The following is a 19,173-nucleotide window of genomic DNA, read 5'->3' on the forward strand; positions in this document are numbered from 1 at the left end:
AAGGATCTACTGAATATGATTGACAACAGCAACTTACCCTCTTCGCCAGCTAGTGAATTCGTAATGTTTACCAGCTCAGACGGCAAGGTACGTATTGAGTGTCGCTTCGAGAACGAAACGCTATGGCTGTCGCAGGCGATGATTTGTGATCTATACAGCAAGGCCAAGGCTACCATCAGCGGGCATATCAAGAATGTATTTGCAGAAGGTGAGCTGAGCGAAGATTCAGTTGTTCGGTTTTACCGAACAACTGCCGCAGACGGTAAGAACTATCAGGTGCAGTACTTCAGTTTGCCCCAGGTGCTGGCGGTGGGCTACCGCGTGCGCTCAACCCGTGGCACACAGTTTCGCCAGTGGGCAACACAGACGCTACAGGCGTACCTGATCAAGGGCTTTGTGATGGACGACGAGCAACTGAAAAACCCACTCGTTGGCCCATCCGTGGTACCTGATTACTTTGGCGAGATGCTGGAGCGCATCCGCGACATTCGCGCCAGTGAGCGGCGCATGTGTCTGCGGGTGCGCGAGATTTTTGCACTGGCGGCCGACTATCAGCCTTCGCTCAATGACCGCGCTGTGCTGCACGGCGCAGGCAAGATCAGCAAGCAGATAGCTGATGAAAAGGCAGCAGCCCAAGTATGAGCAGTTTGCACGGCAACAACGCGTCTTGAAGGAACACGCGGGCGAACAGGACATCGCCGCCCTATTGCAATGGCAATCGCTTCCCAGTCACAAGGATAAATAATGAACGCAAAGCATCTCCACATGGTAGAACAACAGCAAGCGGAACCAATCTTGTCCGGTTTGCAGCAGCGTATTCGCGAGCTGATAGCCGCAGTAAGTACCGGTATGTACGAGCGTGAAGAGATCATCGCCGTGGCCATGCTTGGAGCGCTTTGTGGACAGAACACTTTTCTGTATGGCCCACCGGGTACCGCCAAGAGCCTGATTTCCCGGCGGATTGCCTGCGCTTTTGACAAGCCGGTGTATTTTGAATACTTGATGAATCGCTTCAGTACACCGGAAGAAGTATTTGGTCCGGTGTCCATCAAGGCACTGAAAGAAGACAGGTATACCCGCAAAACGGATTGCTACCTGCCCAAGGCTGAATTTGCCTTTCTGGATGAAATATGGAAATCCAGCCCGGCCATCCTCAATACGCTGCTGACGCTGATCAATGAGCATGTTTTCCGCAATGGAGAAGTGGTGGAGAAAGCACCACTCAAGGCCTTGATTGCAGCCTCCAATGAAACACCGGACACCCAGCAGGGGCTGGAGGCGCTGTTTGACCGCTTCATCCTCCGGCTGATGGTTGGCCCCATCAACCAGGTACCAAATTTCGAACAGTTACTGGACAGCAAGCCCACTGAAGCTGCAATCAATATTCCGGCGCATCTGCTGGTGAAGCCGGAAGAATGGCAAGCGTGGCGCACGCGCATTCATGATGTTGCACTTTCTCCGGAAACGCTGACCATTATTCACCTGATCAGGGAGGAACTGGTACAGCGTTATGAAGAGCTGAAAGTTTACGTATCCGACCGCCGCTGGCAACGCGCAGCCGTATTGCTAAAGGCTGCTGCGTTCTTCAATGGCAGGATGGAAACCAACCATAGTGATGCCTTGTTGCTACAGCATTGTCTGTGGACGCAGGAAGACAATCGTGGCGCTGTGATGGAGATTGTTGCGAATGCGGTAAAAGAAACGGGTTTTGCTAGTGGAATTAGCCTGGCTGAGATTGATAGAGAAAAAGACAGACTGGATCAGGAGATCATGCAAGAGCTTTATCACTCAGAAGATGTGTATGAAACGGAAATGATCAATGGCGAGGCGTTTTTCAATATTCTAAGTCGGGATGGTAGAAATATTTTCATACCTCAAGATGCATTCAAGACAGAAGAGGAAATTATCCCGGTAGACGAGTCAGGTAATGAAATAACTCGCTATCGTTGTGAGTTTGATGGTCAGGGATCATGCAAAGTTACTGACTATCATGGTCGTTATGGTTCGTTTGAATTCAAGCCAAATATACTTTTCCACAAAGGTGACAAGAAGAACATCAATGCTAGGTTGATAAAATCGCTAGCTAAATCAGTTTCAGAAATACGTAAGGAACTGATAAAAAAATTGGAAATTGTCCAGATAAAACGTAATAGTATTGAAAAAAATCTTAGCAGCCTCTTCACGCCACCAGAAAAAACTGAAATTGCCATTCAAGGGATAACTGAACAGATAGATAACCTTAAGTTGCGCATTACAGATTGCGAACGACTGGAAGGCTTATGTCATTAATCCAGATCATGCTGCAGGCCAAAACGGCGAAGGAGGAGATTTTTGCTCAATACCAACAGCAGATTGCTCGCTCGGCTACCGTAGCCCGGCATATTGATGATCAGCTCGGGCAGTGGCAGGCAGATACCGCAACAGTATTGGACGAGCAGAACCCGTTGACGACTGCCGCACAGCAGCTTGGTGACTGGAAAGCAACCATTACGGCGCAGGGCATCCAGCGTAATAATTTGCTTACGGCACTAGAAAACTATCAGGGTTTCTGTGAAACACACGGCATCCCCGTGAACAAAAAATTCTGGGATAGCCAGCTTCTTCCGCCAGATTTACCTGGCACCGATACAGAATCAACGGACAGAGACTGCTCTATTGCCGGGAAAATATTGCTGAAAGAATGGCAGAAAGAACTGGACAAGGCCAAAGCACGTTGGGAGCTGGAAATACTGGGCCGCATGCGCAAAGCACTGCTGGAAAAATTGCGCCAAACGCTGGATCTGCTACAGCAGCTTGATCAGCAACTTGAAGCCCTGGGGCTCGATCCCGGTTTGTTGTTGGACCTTTCCAAAGGGCAGCTATCCGCCCAGGATATCCAGGCACTCCAGCGCTGGCTGAAATATTTGGCAGAGGACAAGGGTGTACGAGCGATTTGCGAGCTGCTGGGCAAGCTGAGACAGCTTGAGCTTTCGGAAAGAACTGAACGCGTAAAGGTCAGCCTGAGTCGCAGCATTCCCTTGCCAGACATCAACTCGCGCGAAGAGATTGTCGGCATCCGGCTGGGGCGGGATATCGAGCATGCATTGCCTGGCGAGCTGGCATTGCTTGCCGATCCAGAAACGGCTTTGTTGTTTGATCTGAAATACGTCGAGTCACGGTTGATGTGCTTTGACATGCAGGGTATGCAGAACGTGCATGAGCATTATCAAACCGATGAAGACCGTCAGGTGTGCGAGCAGGAAAAACTGGGGCCGATGATTATTTGCATTGATACCAGTGGGTCAATGCATGGCATGCCAGAAACCATAGCCAAGGCGGTAACCTTGTATATGGCAAGCAAGGCAAGGGAGCAAAAGCGTCCATGCTATTTGATCAACTTTTCTACCGATATTGAGTCATTGGACTTGGGTGCCGGCCTTGAAATGGAAAGTTTGATCGACTTCCTGCGCATGTCCTTCCAGGGTGGAACAGACCTGGCTCCGGCTTTGGCGCATGCGCTGGACGTTATGCAGCAGGATGACTACCGCCATGCGGATTTGCTGATGGTTTCGGATTTCATAATGGCTGGCTTGCCAGGTTCGCTTCGAGAAAATATTGATCTGCAACGCAACCATGGCAATAGATTCTATTCGCTAGTGGTGGGGTCAGCCTATATGTCAGAAAGACTAAAGAGCTTGTTTGATCAGGAATGGATCTTCAACCCCCGCACCAGCCAGATTCATGAGCTGATCAGTTTTCATAACAAAATGAATGGCCAACAGGACGCCGAGTATCTATGAATGCGCTCCCCAAGTTTCAAGAAGAATACAGCGCAAAAATTCCCGCGCTGAAGCTGCTGACCAACCTTGGCTGGACATTCCTGCCGCCGGATCACGCTTTGGCCAAGCGTGGTAATAAGTACGATGAAGTGGTATTGCACGATGAACTGCGACGAATATTGCAAACACGCCGCTTTCGCTTCGAGGGGCGCGAACAGGCTTTGTCGGAAAAAGCTGTTGATAAGCTGATTGCCGAAGTATGTAGCCCGGCGCTCAACGAGGGCCTGGCTCAGGCCAATGAAAAGCTCTACAACCACATGCTATACGGCATTTCGGTGACCGAGTTTGTGGATGGCAAAAAGGCCAATCCGACCATTGCGCTGATTGACTGGGAAACCCCTGAGAACAACAGCTTCTTGTTTACCGAGGAATACAGCATCACGCGCACTGGCGGCATTGAGAGCCGCCGCCCCGATATTGTGTGTTTTGTGAATGGTATTCCGTTGGTAATCATCGAGGCCAAGCGACCTGATGGCAATGCCAAAAAAGGCCCGACCATTGCTGAGGGCATTTCGCAATCGCTGCGGAATCAGCGTCACGATGAAATCCCGCGCCTGTTTGCCTATGCCCAGCTGATTCTGTCTATTAATGGCAGCGATGGTCGCTATGGCACTTGCGGTACGCCTGCGAAGTTCTTTGCAGCATGGCGCGAGGAGGATATCTCGGATGCCAAGATGTATGCGATCAAGAACAAAACAATAAGCCAGCTTCAGACTGATACCCTGTTCAGCCATCGCCCCGCCAAGGATTTGGCTTGGTTTCAATCGCTGCTAGCCGGTGGCGAGCTGGCGGTAACCGGGCAAGATAAATTGCTGATCAGCCTGCTTAAGCCCGCCCGTCTGCTGGAGATGGTGCGTTACTTCACGCTCTACGATAAAAAGGTCGGCAAGATCGTGGCCCGCTATCAGCAAGTATTTGGCATCAAGCGGTTGATTGCCCGTATCAATACCCGCCGCGCCGATGGTGGCCGCGAAGGCGGCGTGATCTGGCATACCACGGGTTCGGGCAAGTCTTTTACGATGGTGTTTTTAAGCAAGGCTTTGATCTTGCACGATACGCTGAAGCAATGTCGTATTGTGGTGGTGACCGACCGCGTTGATCTGGAAAGCCAGCTTTCCAAAACCTTTGCCTCTGGTGGCGAATTGTCTAGCAAGAAAGACAAAGAAGCCGCGCTGGCGACCTCCGGCAAGCGCCTGGCTGAACAGATTAGTACCGGCAACGAACGCATCATTTTCTCGCTGATTCATAAATTCAATACCGCAACCAAGCTGCCGGAATGTGTGAATACCAGCCCTGACATCATCGTGCTGATTGATGAAGGCCACCGCAGCCAGGGGGGCGAGAGCAATATCCGCATGAAACAGGCCATGCCCAATGCCGCCTTTGTCGCCTTTACCGGCACGCCACTGCTGAAGGATGACAAAACCACCAGCAAATTCGGCCCGATTGTGCATGCCTACACCATGCAGCGAGCGGCGGAGGACGAGGCGGTTACCCCTCTGCTGTACGAAGAGCGCATCCCCGATCTGGATATCAACGACAGAGCGATTGATGCCGGCTTCACACGCATTACCACCAGCCTGACCGATGAGCAGAAGGCTGACCTGAAGCGTAAGTATGCCAAACGCGGTGAGTTGTATCGTGCAGACGATCGCATCCAGCTGATTGCGCGTGATATTGCCGAGCATTTTGACAAGAACATCACGGCAGGCCTGAAAGGCCAGCTGGCTTGTGATAGCAAAGCATCGGCCATCAAGTACAAGAAATACCTGGATGAGGTTGGTCTATTTGAATCTGCCGTGGTGATCAGCGCACCGGATAGCTGCGAGGGCAATTCGGAAGTGGATGAGGCCTCGATCCCGGAAGTGACGCAGTGGTGGAAAGACAATGTCGGCTCGCAAGACGAGCAGGCCTACACCAAGCAGGTGATCGAGCGTTTTGATAAAGATGAATCGCTGAAGCTGCTGATCGTGGTAGATAAGCTTCTGACCGGCTTTGACGAGCCGAAAAACACCGTGCTGTATATCGACAAACCACTGAAAGAGCACAACCTGATTCAGGCCATTGCCCGCGTGAACCGGCTGCATCCGCTGAAAAAATTCGGCTTGCTGATCGACTATCGCGGCATTTTGGCCGAGCTGGATACCACTATCGCCAAGTATCAGGACTTGGCCTCGCGCACTCAGGGCGGCTACGACATCAACGATATCGCCGGTTTGTACAACCCGATGAGCACCGAATACAAACGCCTGCCGCGCTTGTATAAGCAATTGTGGGCGATTTTTGATGGCGTTAAAAACAAGAACGACATCGAGCAACTGCGCCAGGTACTGATCCCGAAAACCGAAGAACGCAACGGCGAGCTGGTTGATGTAAACCAGAAGGTGCGAGATGACTTTTACGAAGCGCTGAGCGAGTTCTCCGGCTGCCTGAAAGTGGCACTGCAATCTGCAACCTTCTTTGAGGACACCAGTTTTAGCGATGCCGACCGCCAGCATTACAAAGAAACGGTGAAACAGTTCTCCAGCCTGCGCCAATTGGTAAAGCAAGATTCAGGCGAAACCATCAACTACGACGACTACGCCGCCCAGGTAAAAAAATTGCTGGATAAGCACGTGGTCGGTGTTGACGTACGTGAACCGGGCGGCACCTATGAAGTCGGCAAGATGGGCAGTAAACCCAAACCGGAAGACTGGTCGGAAGAAAAAACCCGCAACGAAACCGACATCATCAAGACCCGGGTGGCGAAGATGATCGAGCAAGAGCTGCGAGATGATCCGTATGCACAGGAGGCCTTCTCCAAGCTGTTGCGCGATGCCATTGCCGAGGCGGAAAAGCTGTTCGATCATCCGCTCAAGCAATATTTGCTGTTTCACGAGTTTGAAGAAAAAGTGCAAAGTCGCCAGCTGGATGAGCTACCGGATGCATTCAATGGCAACCGTCATGCACAAGCCTATTTCGGCATCTTCAAGAAGACCCTGCCCGAGGTATTTGCCATCAGCGATGCGCAGGTGATGGGCAAATGGGTGAAGCTGGCTTTTGACATCGACCAACTGGTTGAGACAGTGGTTGGCGAGCATTCGATCAACCCGCAAAACATCGATGCCAACATCCGCAAGCAATTGCTGCCACTCTTGTTCAAAGAGTGCAAAGCCATTGGCGCAGGTATGGATCAGGCCAAGGCGATGGTGGAATGGGTGGTACAGATTACCCGGGTTGGCCTCAATGCTGCTGGGGTTTGAGGTGAGCGTCACAATAAAGCCAAAGCCAAGCAAAACGAATCTGTCATTCAACTATGCAGACAAGCAGATTCGTTTTGAGCGGCTACCGCGCGCAGAGCGCAGCAGCAAGATCCTGATCAAGGTGCTACCGGATTGCCGTGTGCAAATCAGTGCGCCTGAGACGGCCAGCGATGAGCAAGTGATTGCGGCCGCCAAACAGCGTTCACGTTGGATTTATCAGCAACTGCGCGAGTTTCGCTTGCGCCTGGAGCATGTACGTCCACGACAGTACATCAGCGGTGAAAGCCACTTTTACCTAGGCAAACAGTACGTCCTGAAGGTCATCGAAAACCCCGCAGACAAGCCAGCAGTAAAACTACTGCGCGGTAAGATCGAAGTCACGGCACGTGAGAAGTCGGCAGAAAAGATCAGCGCCTTGCTCGTTGATTGGTACAAGGCCCGTGCCAAAGAAGTTTTTGCCCGCAGACTGGAAGCCATGCTGGAACAAGCCCTATGGGTAAACGAAAAGCCACCACTGCGAGTCCTGACCATGCAAACCCAATGGGGTAGTTGCTCCCCTGCTGGACGATTAACGCTCAATCCTCACTTGGTCAAAGCGCCCAGAGACTGTATTGATTACGTCATCCTGCACGAGCTATGCCACCTGGCCGAACACAACCACAGTGAGCGTTTCTACAGACTGATGGGGCAAGTGATGCCTGGCTGGGAAAAGGTAAAGGAACGGCTGGATTCCATGGCTAATTTTATAATTCATTAGATACATAGCCTCAGAAAAACATCTGAATCGCGCCGGCTTCTCTACACACTCTTGAGCCGTTGGAAATATTGCTTCTCAAACTCTACCGGCGATAGCCCGTTTGCGGAACCATGCCGGCGTTTCGGGTTGTAGAACATCTCGCTGTAATCGAAGATGTCCCGCCGGGCCTCTTCCCTGTCGTGATAGGTTTTGCGCTTGATACGCTCACGCTTCAGCAACTGGAAGAAACTCTCCGCCACGGCATTGTCGTGGCAGTTCCCGCGCCGACTCATGCTGGGCACCAAGCGATGAGCTTTCAAGAAGTCCTGCCAATCGTAGCTACTGAACTGACTTCCTTGGTCGGAATGCACCAGTACCTCCTGCTTGGGCTGACGTCGCCATACCGCCATCAACAGGGCATTCAGCACCAGCTCTCTATCGATACGTGACTGCATCGACCAGCCAATGACTTGCCGTGAGAACAGGTCCAGCACCACCGCCAGGTACAGCCATCCCTCATGCGTGCGGATATAAGTAATGTCGGTTACCCAGGCCTTATTTGGCTCATTCACGGTGAACTGGCGTTGCAGGTGATTAGGTGCCACCACTGCCGGGCGGCCACTGTAATGCCCAGGACGCCGGTGGTAACCCGTCTGCGAACGTAAGCCCTCCTGCTTCATCAGCCGAGCCACACGATGTTTGCCACAGCGCTCTCCCTGAGCCTGCAAGTCGTCATGCACCTTGCGATAGCCATAGACACCGCCACTTTCGAGCCAGGCCTGCTTGATTTGCCCCAGCAAGCGCTGGTCTTCTCGCGCTCGCGGTGAGTACGGTGACGCTTTCCCGGCGTAGTAGCCACTGGGGTGCACCGACATAACACGACACAGACGTCGAATAGGGAACTGCTGCGCATGGGTCCGGATGAAGGCATACCTTACCCGGACGCCTTGGCAAAGTATGCGGCGGCCTTTTTTAGGATGTCGCGCTCCTCGGTGACCCGTTTGAGCTCTGCCTTGAGACGTCGGATTTCGGCTTGCTGGTCTGCAGACTCGGTCGGTTGGGCGCGCTTGGGGTCGTAGCGTTTCAGCCATTGATACAGGCTGTGGGCAGAGACGCCGAGGCGGCTGGCGACTTCGGCCACAGGGTATGGACTGGCGTATCGAACAGAGTGATATCTTGTTCAACGTGGCAGACCAGCCCTCAGACCGACCGGACAGAATGTCCTCAAGTTGTCCCAGCGATTCACTTTGCCCATTCATTACGCTTGGCCATCCCTGATACCAATCACCGATGCACGGCTGATCCCGTATTCCTTTGCCACCGCTGACACAGAGATGTTCTGCTGCAGCTTAGCGATCACTTTTCAACACCAAAAGACAGATCGATGCATCGTGCTTAAATTCGAGGCATTGCGAGTACAAAATATGAACAATGAAATCAACTGCATATGCAAATATCATTTGCAAATAAGTAAAAATACTCAATTGACGTTTTATGCTATGCAATCTAGCATCGCCGCTCCGATAAAATCGTGATGAATGTCATAACATGAAAAAAATTGTTCTCTTTGCAGCTTTGTTGGGTGCAGCATCTACCTCATCCGCAGGTGGTTTCGATGGCCTGTTTGCAGAAGCAAAACTTGGCTATGCACACTCCAAAACTGATTTTGATGGAATTTCTCCTTCCGACAACAGTACAGTTGGCGAAATCAGCCTGGGCTACTCCAAAGCATTTGGTGAATACAATCTGGCTGGCACTGCCTATGTGATTCTGGGCGATCAAAAGGCTGGCAGTATCAGTGGGACTGATGGTTCCGTTAGTGGTACTGTCAATGCCAAGGGTACAAATACATGGGGCATCGCTGTAGAGCCGGGTTTCAATGTTAATGACAACACATTGGTTTACGCCAAACTGGGCTATACACAAACTACCGGTGAACTGGATGTAAACGCCACGGTGAATGGAACTGCTGTACGTGGTAGCACTTCAACTACGTTTAACGGCGTAACGTTCGGTGCAGGTGCTAAATATAAATTTGCTACTAATCTATATGGTGTAGTTGAAGTTCAACAAACCAATTACAGCTCCAAAGACGGGGTTAAGCCGTCTACATTCATGACCTCAGTTGGTATTGGCTACAAGTTCTAATTAAGCCAATTAACTGACAAGGCCCACTTCTATGTGGGCTTTTTTATTTCGAACAATCCACTGCTTGGTCTATCGGTGGCATTCACCACAAAGGTAAGGCTACCGGGGGTATAAACAGCCAGCGAGACCTCCAGGTGATCTCTCACAAATTTTTGCCAGAATTTTTTGACCTGTTTCCACGCTGTGTACCTGTTTGTGTACCTAGACGTGCACCTACGCTGCCACTAAAATCCTGCTTAAGTATCAACAATTTACAACCACAAGGATGTCGATCTGTGTACCTACTTCCGAAGCTGAAGGTCACAGGTTCGATCCCTGTCGGGTGCGCCAACAATATCAATGACTTAGATGCCGCATACAAATCTAGGTCTCACCTTGCCAACACCGATTGTGCCGCTGTTGGTGCAGCTGAACCCACCCCAGCTCCGCAAAAATTTTCCTGCCTCCGGCGAAAATTTTTCATCGGCTTCAGAATTTCCACTCGCCTTACCCGTCCAGCCAGCGGCAGTCCCTGTTGTATCAAGCGCTCAATGCGGGCTGCCTGTCATCGCGGATGCATATCACGGCCTGGTCCTTTGGCAACGATGGTACTTATCTGATTCTGGCGCAAGCCGCCTCCTGTGCTGCGTTGCGTGCGGCGTTATAACAAGCAAAGTAGGCAATGCTCCGATTGGCTTGCTGCTGCTCCTGGAACTGTATCATCCTGTCCTGCGCCTTTTTCATTTGCTCCTGCTGTGCCTGCTGATTCTGGCGGATGATTTCCACCATGGCATCGCGGCGGCTCTGTGCTTCAAACTCTCGCTGTTGTGCCGCCAGCTTCTGGGTGTCCTGATTTTGTCTTAGCGCCTGCTCGCGAGCGGCATTGGCCCGCGCCTGTTCTTCTTCGGCCTGCTTGGCAATGTCAATTTCCTTGCTCTGGTTGTTGACCAGGCCGTTGACGGCAGCGCCTTCATTGACCAAATGCTTTGCCGTATTGCTGTGATTTGAATAAAGGTAGGCCGCAGCCAAGCCAAAGACAAGCAGCAGTAACAGGGTGTATTTACCCTTGCCATCTCCTGTATGCGCAAGCTCAGACGCGTCCCGATAATAACTAATGGCCGGGCTGGCTTGTGTGGCGGTGCTCTGGATTTTCATGTCGTACTGCGCCCGGGTGACAGAATCGCGCAGCGTCACATAAGCCCAGTTGACCAGCTTTAGCTCATTGACAGACTCGATATCCGGCTTGCTTTCCAGTTGTTCCTGCCTGATTTTGTAAGCGGCAGTAATCATGGCCACGTCAGCATCTTTGCTGACATGAAGTATCTGGTACAGATCGCGCTTTGGCTCCATGAAAGCATCTTTCATGCAAATGAAATATCTCAAAAGCATATCATCTGTTTGCCTGGCTGTAACTGCATCGCAAGCGGCTAGGCGGATCAGCCACTTGCCCAGCCGCCGCACAGCAGTGGCGGCCAGCCTGCAACACCTTGAGCGCCCCGTCCTCTCGGATTTTGAACTGCCTGCATGACAATTGCAAATGGGCCGCTATGCCGTCTCATGCCGGACGGGGAAGGCCTGCTTGTCTGGCGTGGTCTTGCCACGGAAAGACATACTGTCATCCGCTTGCGTTGTACTGTGCCATGAGGGAGAACGCAGCCGGGACGTCCGCATGGACGATGTAGCGAGGTGGATGCGGCATTGACCGCTTGGCCGCGTTGCCGCCAGCCAGGGGAAGCGCGGACAAAAGAAAAGCACCCGCAGAATGCCGGGTGCCTGGGCGGGCCTGGCGGGCTGGTACCCGTCGCCGGGGGCTTAGCTGCCGATCTGGCTTTGCAGGTAGTTGGCCAGGCTGACATCCTGAATCAGGCTGAGCTGGGTTTCCAGCCAGTCTATGGTTTCTTCGCAGTGTTCCAGCAGGTCCTGCAGCAGTTCGCGGCTGACAAAATCCTGCTTCTGCTCGCAATGGGCAATGCCGGCCAGCAGTTGCGGGCGTTGTACTTCGGTTTCATAGCGCAGGTCACTGCGCAGGCATTCTTCCACCGTTTCGCCAATGTGCAGCTTGCCCAGATCTTGCAGATTGGGCAGACCTTCCAGAAACAGGATGCGCTCGATCAGGGCGTCGGCTTCCTTCATCACCCGGATGGATTGCTTGTACTGGTAGTCGTTGAGGCGTTGCAGTCCCCAGTTGCGGAACATGCGGGCATGCAGGAAATACTGGTTGATGGCGGTCAGTTCGTTGCGCAGCAGCAGGTTGAGCAATTTGATAACGGATTTGTCGGCTTTCATGATGTATCCTTATGCCATCTGGCTTTGCAGGTAGTTGGCCAGGCCGGTCAGCTCGATCAGGCGCAGCTGCTTTTCCAGGAAGTAGGCGTGGTCCATTTCCGTGTCGTCCAGCTGCAGCACCAGCATTTCACGGCTGACATAGTCTGCTTCCTGCTCGCACAGGGCAATCGCCTTTTTCAGCTCGCGCGTGACCTTGTATTCCACGGCCAGATCGGACTTGAGCATCTCCGGCACGGTGCTGCCGATTTGCAGTGCTTCGCGCTTGCTCAGGTCGGGCTTGCCTTCCAGAAACAGGATGCGCTGGATGATGGCCTGGGCGTGTTCGCGCTCATGGGCTGATTCGTGCAGGGCTTTTTCTGCCAGCTTGTGCAGGCCCATGTCGGCATACATTTCGCCGTGCAGCAGGTATTGGTCGACGGCGGTGAGTTCTCCCGCCAGCAGTGTGTTGAGCAGATCGATGATGTTTTGTTTGCCTTGCATGGGGAAAGGTCCTTCCAGCAGTTGAACGGGCAGGCCGCACGGGCCATGGCAATGCCGGTATCCAGCCATGAGCAGGGATGCCGGCAGCGGGGGAAACGGGACTTGCCTGCAGTTTAAATGACAAGATTTATCCATACTACCAGCAAGTGTCGTGGAGGCGACGAGCGGTGTGGCTGAGGCAGGCGGCGGGGGCTGGTGGCTCAGCTCAGCTGCGCCCTTTCCTGGCTGAGCACGGCCAGCAGATCGGGGACGGCAGCATACAGTGCCTGCACCTCGGCTTGCTGCTCGCTGATCTCCTCATGCTGGCGGCAATATTCCTCCAGGGCCTGGCAGCAGACGATGAGCTGGCTGGCATTGATGATGCGGGCGGCCCCCTTGATCTGGTGGGCAATGCGTCCGACACCGGCGGCATTGCCCAGCAAGACCAGGGCGCGTAGCGATTCCATGTCGTCTTGCAGACCCTGTTGCAGATGCCCCAGCAATTGCTGCAATTGTTCGGCCTCCATGAAGGAGAGTTCGTCCAGGCTGTAGCCGGGGTCCTGTCCCTGATCGGCTTCACTGATGCGGCCGTGCATGTGCTGCTGCAGACAGCTGCGCAGGCCGGCCAGGCTGATGGGTTTGAACAGGCAGTCATCCATGCCGGCGGCGCGGCAGCGCTCGCGTTCGTCCGGCAGTGCATTGGCGGTGAAGCCCAGCAGCAGGACGGGGGCCAGCTGTTCCTGCTCCTCTTGCTGGCGAATGGCCTGGGACAGCTGGTAGCCATTCATTTCCGGCATGTTGCAGTCGGTAAACACCACGTCGAATCGCCCCTGCTGCCACATGACCAGGCCTTCGCGGCCGTTGGCGGCCACATCGGTCTGATGGCCGAGATAGCGCAGTTGCTGCGACAGCAGCAGGCGGTTTGCCACATTGTCGTCCACCACCAGAATGCGCAGCCTGAGCTTGTCCGACTGCCCGGCCTGCAGGCTGGCCGACGGCGCGGCCTCCACTTCGACATAGGCTTGTCCGGACAGGGGCAGCCGCAATTCGATATCCAGCCGGGTGCCATCGTGCGGGCGGCTGCTGAGGGTGAGCGAGCCTTGCATCATTTCGCACAGGGTACGGCTGATGACCAGCCCCAGCCCGGTACCGCTCTGGACATTGCGCTGCGAGGCAACCGCCTGCCCGAACGGCAGGAACAGGCGCTGCTGGTCTTCGGCCGAGATGCCGATGCCGGTATCGGTGACCCGTATCTGTACCAGCAACTGCTGGTCGGGCAGCACGCTCTGGCGCACGCGCACGGTGACGCTGCCCTGCTGGGTGAACTTGATGGCATTGCTGAGCAGATTGGACAGGATCTGCTTGAAACGCAGCGGATCGAGCATGACCTGCCAGGGGGCCGGTGTGGCCGGATCGACATCCAGAAACAGCCCCAGCTGCTTTTGCCTGGCCAGCCCGTCGAAAATGCGCATGACGGAGCGGGTCTGTTCCAGCAGATTACAGGGCTCCGGGTTCAGGCTGAGATGGCCGGATTCGATGCGCACGATGTCGAGAATATCGCCGATCAGGCCCAGCAGACCTTGTGCCGAGTCGTAGGCCACTTGCAGCGAGGGCTGATCCACCACGCCATGGTCGGCCTGGCGCAGGGCCAGTTCCAGCATGCCGATGACCGCGCTCATCGGGGTGCGGATTTCATGGCTCATGGTGGCGAGGAAGGTGGTTTTGGCCTGGCTGGCCTTGTCGGCCTGTTCCTTGGCGGCCTGCAGTTCCTCGATCAGCCGGCGCCGTTCGCTGATGTCTATCCAGCCACAGATGACGCCACGGATCACGCCCTCGGTATCGCGGAAGGGCTGTATCCAGTGAAAGGCGGAAATGTGCTGGCGGTTGAGCATGACTTCACGGTCGCGCTGGATGGGCACGCCGTATTCGATGGCCAGCTGGTAATCCTGCGCCAGGGTGGAGCGGGACTTGTCGTCGATGTCGATGATGCCGCCGATATTGTCGCGATGGCTCATGGCCTCTTCGCGGGTCAGGGTCAGCGCCTGCAGATAATGCTCGTTGCAACTGAGCAGCTGGCCTTTGCGGTCCAGCACGTAGACCGGATAAGGCGTGACATCGATCAGCGTGGTCATGAAGTTGAGCTGGTCGCTCAAGGCCTTTTCTGCGGTCTGGCGCTTGGCGATCTGCTTGCGCAGGCGGCTGTTCCAGGCCAGCGACACCAGCAGCAGCAGGCTGGCCACGGCGATCACCAGATAGATCAGGCCCAGGCTGTAGTCATACCAGCTCTGGTTGCTGGCCCCCACATTGGTACGCCAGCGTTCATTGAAAAGATTGTCCAGGCTCTCCGGGCCGATGCTGAACAGCGCCTTGTTGAGAATGGACAGCAGGATGCGATGATCGCTCGGCACCGCCAGCGACAGCACATTGCCGGGCAAGCCGGTGATGTTTGCCTCGCGCAATTTGCCGTTGAACAGCAGTGGCAGGTAGTAGCGGCTGTTCATGGTGGCAACCAGTGCCATGTCAGCCTTGCCGTTCTCCACCATGTCAAAGGCGGAAACCGGATTGTTGACCTCTTTGAAAATGGCGCCGGGAAAGGTCTTTTCCCATTGCATGGCCTTGACCAGCCCACGATTCACCGCCACCACCTTGTTGTGCAGGTCTGCCACGGTCTGCGGCGGATCGGTATTGATCCGCACCACCAGATTGTAGGAAAGCGGGGTCAGCGGCTCGGAGAACAGCAGGTCGTCGGCGCTACCGACATTGCGGGTGGGCAGCGTGGTCAGGTCGGCCTCGCCACGGCGCATGATTTCGAGAATGTTTTCCAATGAATGCGCCTTGCGCACTTCCAGCCTGACCCCGATACGCTGCGCGATCAGCTCCAGCAGTTCGGCGCTGGCACCGCGCCACACGCCCTGGTCATCGAAAAAGGAAATGGGGGCAAAACTGTGGCCAGCCGCCACCCGCAGCACCGGATGTTGCTTGAGCCATTGCTTTTCTTCCGCAGTGAAATCAATGGGCAGGACATGGGGCAGCAGCAGCAGTGCCCCACCACTCCAGCGCTGGATCAATTGCTGGTGCTGCGGTTCACGCAGCAGGCCCAGTGCCTTGTTCAGCGCCTGCCGCAATAGCGGCTGGCCGGCCGGCACGGCAAAGGCCCGGCTGTTGCGCTGGCCAAAACGCTGGATGACTTTCAGGTCGTCGACGAGGTTCTGGTTGGCCACATAATTGATCACGATGGCATCGCCAAAAAACAGGTCGATCTGGTGTGCCTCCAGCGCCGACAAGCCCTCTGCCACCGAGGGATAATCGCTGATGTCGGCTTCCGGATAGCGCTCGCGCAGCAAGGCAGGCGAGGGATACATGCGCTGCATGCCGATGCGCAGCTTGTGCGGATTGGGATCGGCGTAACCCACCAGAACCGGCTGGTCTTCCAGATAGGGCTGGCTCAGGCTCACGCCTGGCGTGGCCGGCTTGAGCGGGATGCTGCTGCTGAGCAGGTCGATGTCTCCCCGCTGCATTGCCTGTAGTGCCAGTTGTGGAGTGGGGTAGCGGTAAACCTCCGGCTGCAGGCCCAGCCTGCTTGCGACAAAACCGAATACATCGGCGTTCAGCCCCTGGAAGCTGTCGCCGGCACTGATGATGTCAAGGGGGGGAGAGTCATCGACGACACCCAGCCGCAGGCGTTTCTTGTGCTGCAGCCAGTCGGCCTCGCGTACCGGCAGCTCCAGGGTCTGCCCGCTGTACACGTTTTGCGCCAGCAGTTGCAAGGCTACTGCCCCGCCGGCAGGCGGCATGGCCGCACGAGCGATGGGACCGGCCAGCAGGCACAGCCAGAGCAACAACAGCCAAAATAAGCGCATGACTTTTCCACTACCAAGGATTGAAGAGAACCGTTCAATCTGCTGCTTGCAGGACGTGCTGCCATGATGTGGCAGACAGGCGACAAGCAGGATTGGACATGTCATGTCACCAGCGGGATCTTCTCGCGAAGATACGGAGAAATCCGCACTATCCCAGCAAGCATCCTCTTAACAGTATTAGTGAAGATTCCCAAATAGGAAAAGTCGCCCTTTCAGGCAGTTGAATTTTGAAAATATTTTTCAGATGCAGTCGGATTGCCCATGAACATGACTGCAGACAGGGCAGGCAGGGACAGCAGGATGGCAAGGCAGAAAGGACAGGAGTGCCCCAGCGGGTGATGGCTGCTTTATTTCAGCTCTTCCACTTTTTCCATTTTGCGGCTGCGCAAATCCACGACCCGATGTATCTCTACGCGGACTTCGCCCTTGTAAAGCAGATACATCAGCCTGGCAGCCTTGCGCGCCTGCTCGTGGGTCGAGTGCCACGGACCACTGTCATCGACACCGAAATCGCGCGAAATCAGGCGCAGGCGGTACATTTCCCTCTCTCCTCATGATGCTGAACACTATTATTTATAGGTTTTTGCAGCATGATGCCAGAAACTGCCACGGTTCAAAAAGAGATTATCCGGAAATGCCGCCCGGTTTCACTCAAACGCCGGCATGAATGGCAAAGTCCAGCGGGTGGCACACGCCTGCCATGGCGGCGGCAATGGCGGGACCATGCTGCTGCCAGTAGCCCAGGCGCAGCATACAGTCTGTCGCCACCAGCGCGGCATCGATCATGAAGCGTTCGGCCAGCAGCAGCTCTTCCACTTCGCGCAGCGACAGGCAGACATGCTCGGCCACTTCGCCATCCTGGTTGCAGGGCAGCTCGCTGGGCTGCAGCCATAAATCGTAGACATGCAGCCATTCGCGATGCAGGCCGCGCTGCACCGGTCGCTCGGCCAGCAGCAGGCCGGTCTGCGGCAGCAGCTCCAGCCGGTCTGCGGGAATGCCGGCCTCTTCCCAGCCTTCGCGCTCCAGCGCCAGCTCGATGGATTCGCCGGCGGCAATGCCGCCTCCCATCAGATTGTCCATGCGATTGGGATCGACCGCCTTGTCCGGGCTGCGCCGTCCCACCCACATGCGTACCTCGCCTTCCGGGGTGCGGGTCAGGCCATTCAGATGCACGGCGCGGCTGGTCAGCCCCAGCGGACGGAAGGCGGCGCGCTCCAGTTCGAACAGCGGTGTGCCATCGGCCAGAAAGGCGGTGAAGTTTTCATTGCGCCAGCCATTGAGCCAGCCGGCCTCGTGCCAGCGCCGGGCTGCGGCCTGCAACTGGCTGCTGATGGCGGCGTAATCGCCCTCCACCATGCAGACCAATCCGGCCGGCTGACGGCGAAACAGCGCGGCCTCGCTCAGCAGCAGGCGTTCCAGCCAAACCTGATTGACACAGCCCAGCTGGTGCGGGCCGATGAAGAGCGGGGTGAATGCACTGCGATCGAAACGGGTGATCTTGGCCAGATACCCCAGAACTCCATCCACTTGCATGATGACTCCGAACAGATTGCCTATCGCGGGAAGGCGCCATCATAGGATGCAAGCAGGATTTTGCCCAATTTTTTCAGCGCCTTGCGGGCGAAAAACAAATATTCCATGTGGAAGTGTTGCAGAATTCACACGCGCGGCTGACGCAGCAAATCGGCCAGTCCGGAGTAGCGTGCCGGGGCCAGCCGTACCGCCTGCTGCCACACCTCGTCGCTGCCGGCGACGGCAAAGCGCTGCCGGGCACGGGTGATGGCGGTGTAGATCAGTGCGCGGTTGAGCACCGGGCCCGGTGTGGCCGGCAATTGCAGCCAGACTTCGTCGAATTCCGAGCCCTGGCTTTTGTGCACGGTCATGGCAAACACGGTTTCGTGCTGCGGCAGCCGCCCTGGTGCAAACTCGCGCCAGCTGCCTTCTGCCGCCGGAAACGCCACCCGCAGTCCCTGCGGCCGCTCCACGGTGAAACCGATATCGCCGTTGAACAAACCGACACCGTAATCATTGGCGGTGATCATCACCGGGCGGCCGGCATACCAGTCGCGCCCGGCCTGCTTGCAGCCCTGCTGTTCCAGCAGGGCCTCCATGCGCTGGTTGGCCTGCTCGACCTGGCGGCGCTCGGCCGCCAGCAGCATGAACTGCGCGAATGCCGCCTGCACCTGCTCCAGCGGCAACTGACGCTGGATGGCGTCCAGATAGGGCTGCCGGCGGGCCGACAGCCCGGCATCGTCCAGCTGCGCGGCCTGACGGATGTCGGCGTGCTGGCCGGCCTGCAATAGCTGCAAGGCGGCGCTGGCATCGCCCAGGTTGACCAGCCGTGCCAGCTCCCCGATGCCGGAATCTGCGCGGAAACGATGGCTATGGGTCAGCAACACCACGCTGTCGGCCAGCGCCCCCGCCCTGCCCTCATCTGCCGGCAGCGGGCCGGCACCGGCCTCCGTCAGCCAGTCGCGGGTCGCCGGCAGATACGCCACCTGTCCGCACAAATCGCCCAGTACCGCACCGGCATCCACCGATGCCAGCTGATCGCGGTCGCCCAGCAGAATCAGCCGGGCCTGCGCCGGCAGGGCTTCCAGCAGACGGGCCATCAGCGCCAGATCGATCATCGAGGCTTCGTCCAC

At 55.7% G+C, this 19,173-nt stretch carries 13 protein-coding genes and 1 pseudogene; 6 read left to right on the forward strand and 8 right to left on the reverse strand.

The window, feature by feature from the left end:
- The first annotated feature begins 15 nt into the window (after positions 1-15).
- From JHD64_RS05510 to JHD64_RS05530, 5 genes are all read left to right on the forward strand, one after another.
- Entirely contained in the window at positions 16-642 is a 627-nt protein-coding gene (locus JHD64_RS05510; protein WP_233170349.1) for a virulence RhuM family protein, read from the forward strand.
- A gap of 123 nt (positions 643-765) precedes the next feature.
- A complete protein-coding gene (locus tag JHD64_RS05515; protein ID WP_199052534.1) occupies positions 766-2,289 on the forward strand; it encodes an AAA family ATPase in 1,524 nt (507 codons plus the stop codon).
- Positions 2,280-3,779 (forward strand): VWA domain-containing protein, encoded by a 1,500-nt coding sequence (locus tag JHD64_RS05520; RefSeq protein ID WP_199052535.1) that lies wholly within the window; start codon positions 2,280-2,282, stop codon positions 3,777-3,779. Before JHD64_RS05515 ends, JHD64_RS05520 begins: the two co-directional genes overlap by 10 nt.
- The gene (locus JHD64_RS05525; protein WP_199052536.1) at positions 3,776-7,060 is read left to right on the forward strand and encodes a type I restriction endonuclease subunit R; all 3,285 of its coding nucleotides are present in this window, start codon (positions 3,776-3,778) and stop codon (positions 7,058-7,060) included. The genes JHD64_RS05520 and JHD64_RS05525 overlap by 4 nt, the downstream gene beginning before the upstream one ends.
- On the forward strand, positions 7,044-7,817 hold the full coding sequence (locus tag JHD64_RS05530) for a M48 family metallopeptidase (RefSeq protein ID WP_199052537.1): 774 nt from the start codon (positions 7,044-7,046) through the stop codon (positions 7,815-7,817). Before JHD64_RS05525 ends, JHD64_RS05530 begins: the two co-directional genes overlap by 17 nt.
- Before the next feature lie 41 nt (positions 7,818-7,858).
- On the opposite strand, the pseudogene JHD64_RS05535 reads toward JHD64_RS05530, so the two are convergent.
- A pseudogene (locus JHD64_RS05535) lies at positions 7,859-8,940 on the reverse strand (IS3 family transposase); the annotation flags it as partial.
- A 404-nt stretch (positions 8,941-9,344) separates the two neighbouring features.
- Here JHD64_RS05535 and JHD64_RS05540 point away from each other — a divergent pair.
- Entirely contained in the window at positions 9,345-9,944 is a 600-nt protein-coding gene (locus tag JHD64_RS05540) for an outer membrane protein (RefSeq protein ID WP_199052538.1), read from the forward strand.
- A 591-nt stretch (positions 9,945-10,535) separates the two neighbouring features.
- Here the strand turns inward: JHD64_RS05540 and JHD64_RS05545 are convergent.
- From JHD64_RS05545 to recD, 7 genes are all read right to left on the reverse strand, one after another.
- Positions 10,536-11,288 carry a DnaJ domain-containing protein gene (locus JHD64_RS05545; RefSeq protein WP_199052539.1) on the reverse strand — a complete coding sequence of 251 codons (753 nt, stop codon included), beginning with the start codon at positions 11,286-11,288 and terminating at the stop codon, positions 10,536-10,538.
- A gap of 447 nt (positions 11,289-11,735) precedes the next feature.
- Positions 11,736-12,209 carry a bacterioferritin gene (gene bfr, locus JHD64_RS05550; RefSeq protein WP_199052540.1) on the reverse strand — a complete coding sequence of 158 codons (474 nt, stop codon included), beginning with the start codon at positions 12,207-12,209 and terminating at the stop codon, positions 11,736-11,738.
- Between the two features lie 9 nt (positions 12,210-12,218).
- The gene (gene bfr, locus JHD64_RS05555; protein ID WP_110313136.1) at positions 12,219-12,689 is read right to left on the reverse strand and encodes a bacterioferritin; all 471 of its coding nucleotides are present in this window, start codon (positions 12,687-12,689) and stop codon (positions 12,219-12,221) included.
- Between the two features lie 200 nt (positions 12,690-12,889).
- Positions 12,890-16,528, reverse strand: a complete 3,639-nt coding sequence (locus JHD64_RS05560; RefSeq protein WP_199052541.1) for a transporter substrate-binding domain-containing protein — start codon at positions 16,526-16,528, stop codon at positions 12,890-12,892.
- A gap of 347 nt (positions 16,529-16,875) precedes the next feature.
- Positions 16,876-17,067: a hypothetical protein gene (locus tag JHD64_RS05565; protein ID WP_059286209.1), complete on the reverse strand. Its 192-nt coding sequence runs from the start codon at positions 17,065-17,067 to the stop codon at positions 16,876-16,878.
- 112 nt (positions 17,068-17,179) lie between these two features.
- Positions 17,180-18,061, reverse strand: a complete 882-nt coding sequence (locus JHD64_RS05570) for an NUDIX hydrolase family protein (protein ID WP_059286208.1) — start codon at positions 18,059-18,061, stop codon at positions 17,180-17,182.
- A gap of 125 nt (positions 18,062-18,186) precedes the next feature.
- A partial coding sequence (gene recD, locus JHD64_RS05575) for an exodeoxyribonuclease V subunit alpha (protein WP_199052542.1) occupies positions 18,187-19,173 on the reverse strand: 987 nt, incomplete at its 5' end.

The sequence above is a fragment of the Aquitalea sp. ASV15 genome, from assembly GCF_016429115.1.
GTDB lineage: Bacteria > Pseudomonadota > Gammaproteobacteria > Burkholderiales > Chromobacteriaceae > Aquitalea > Aquitalea magnusonii.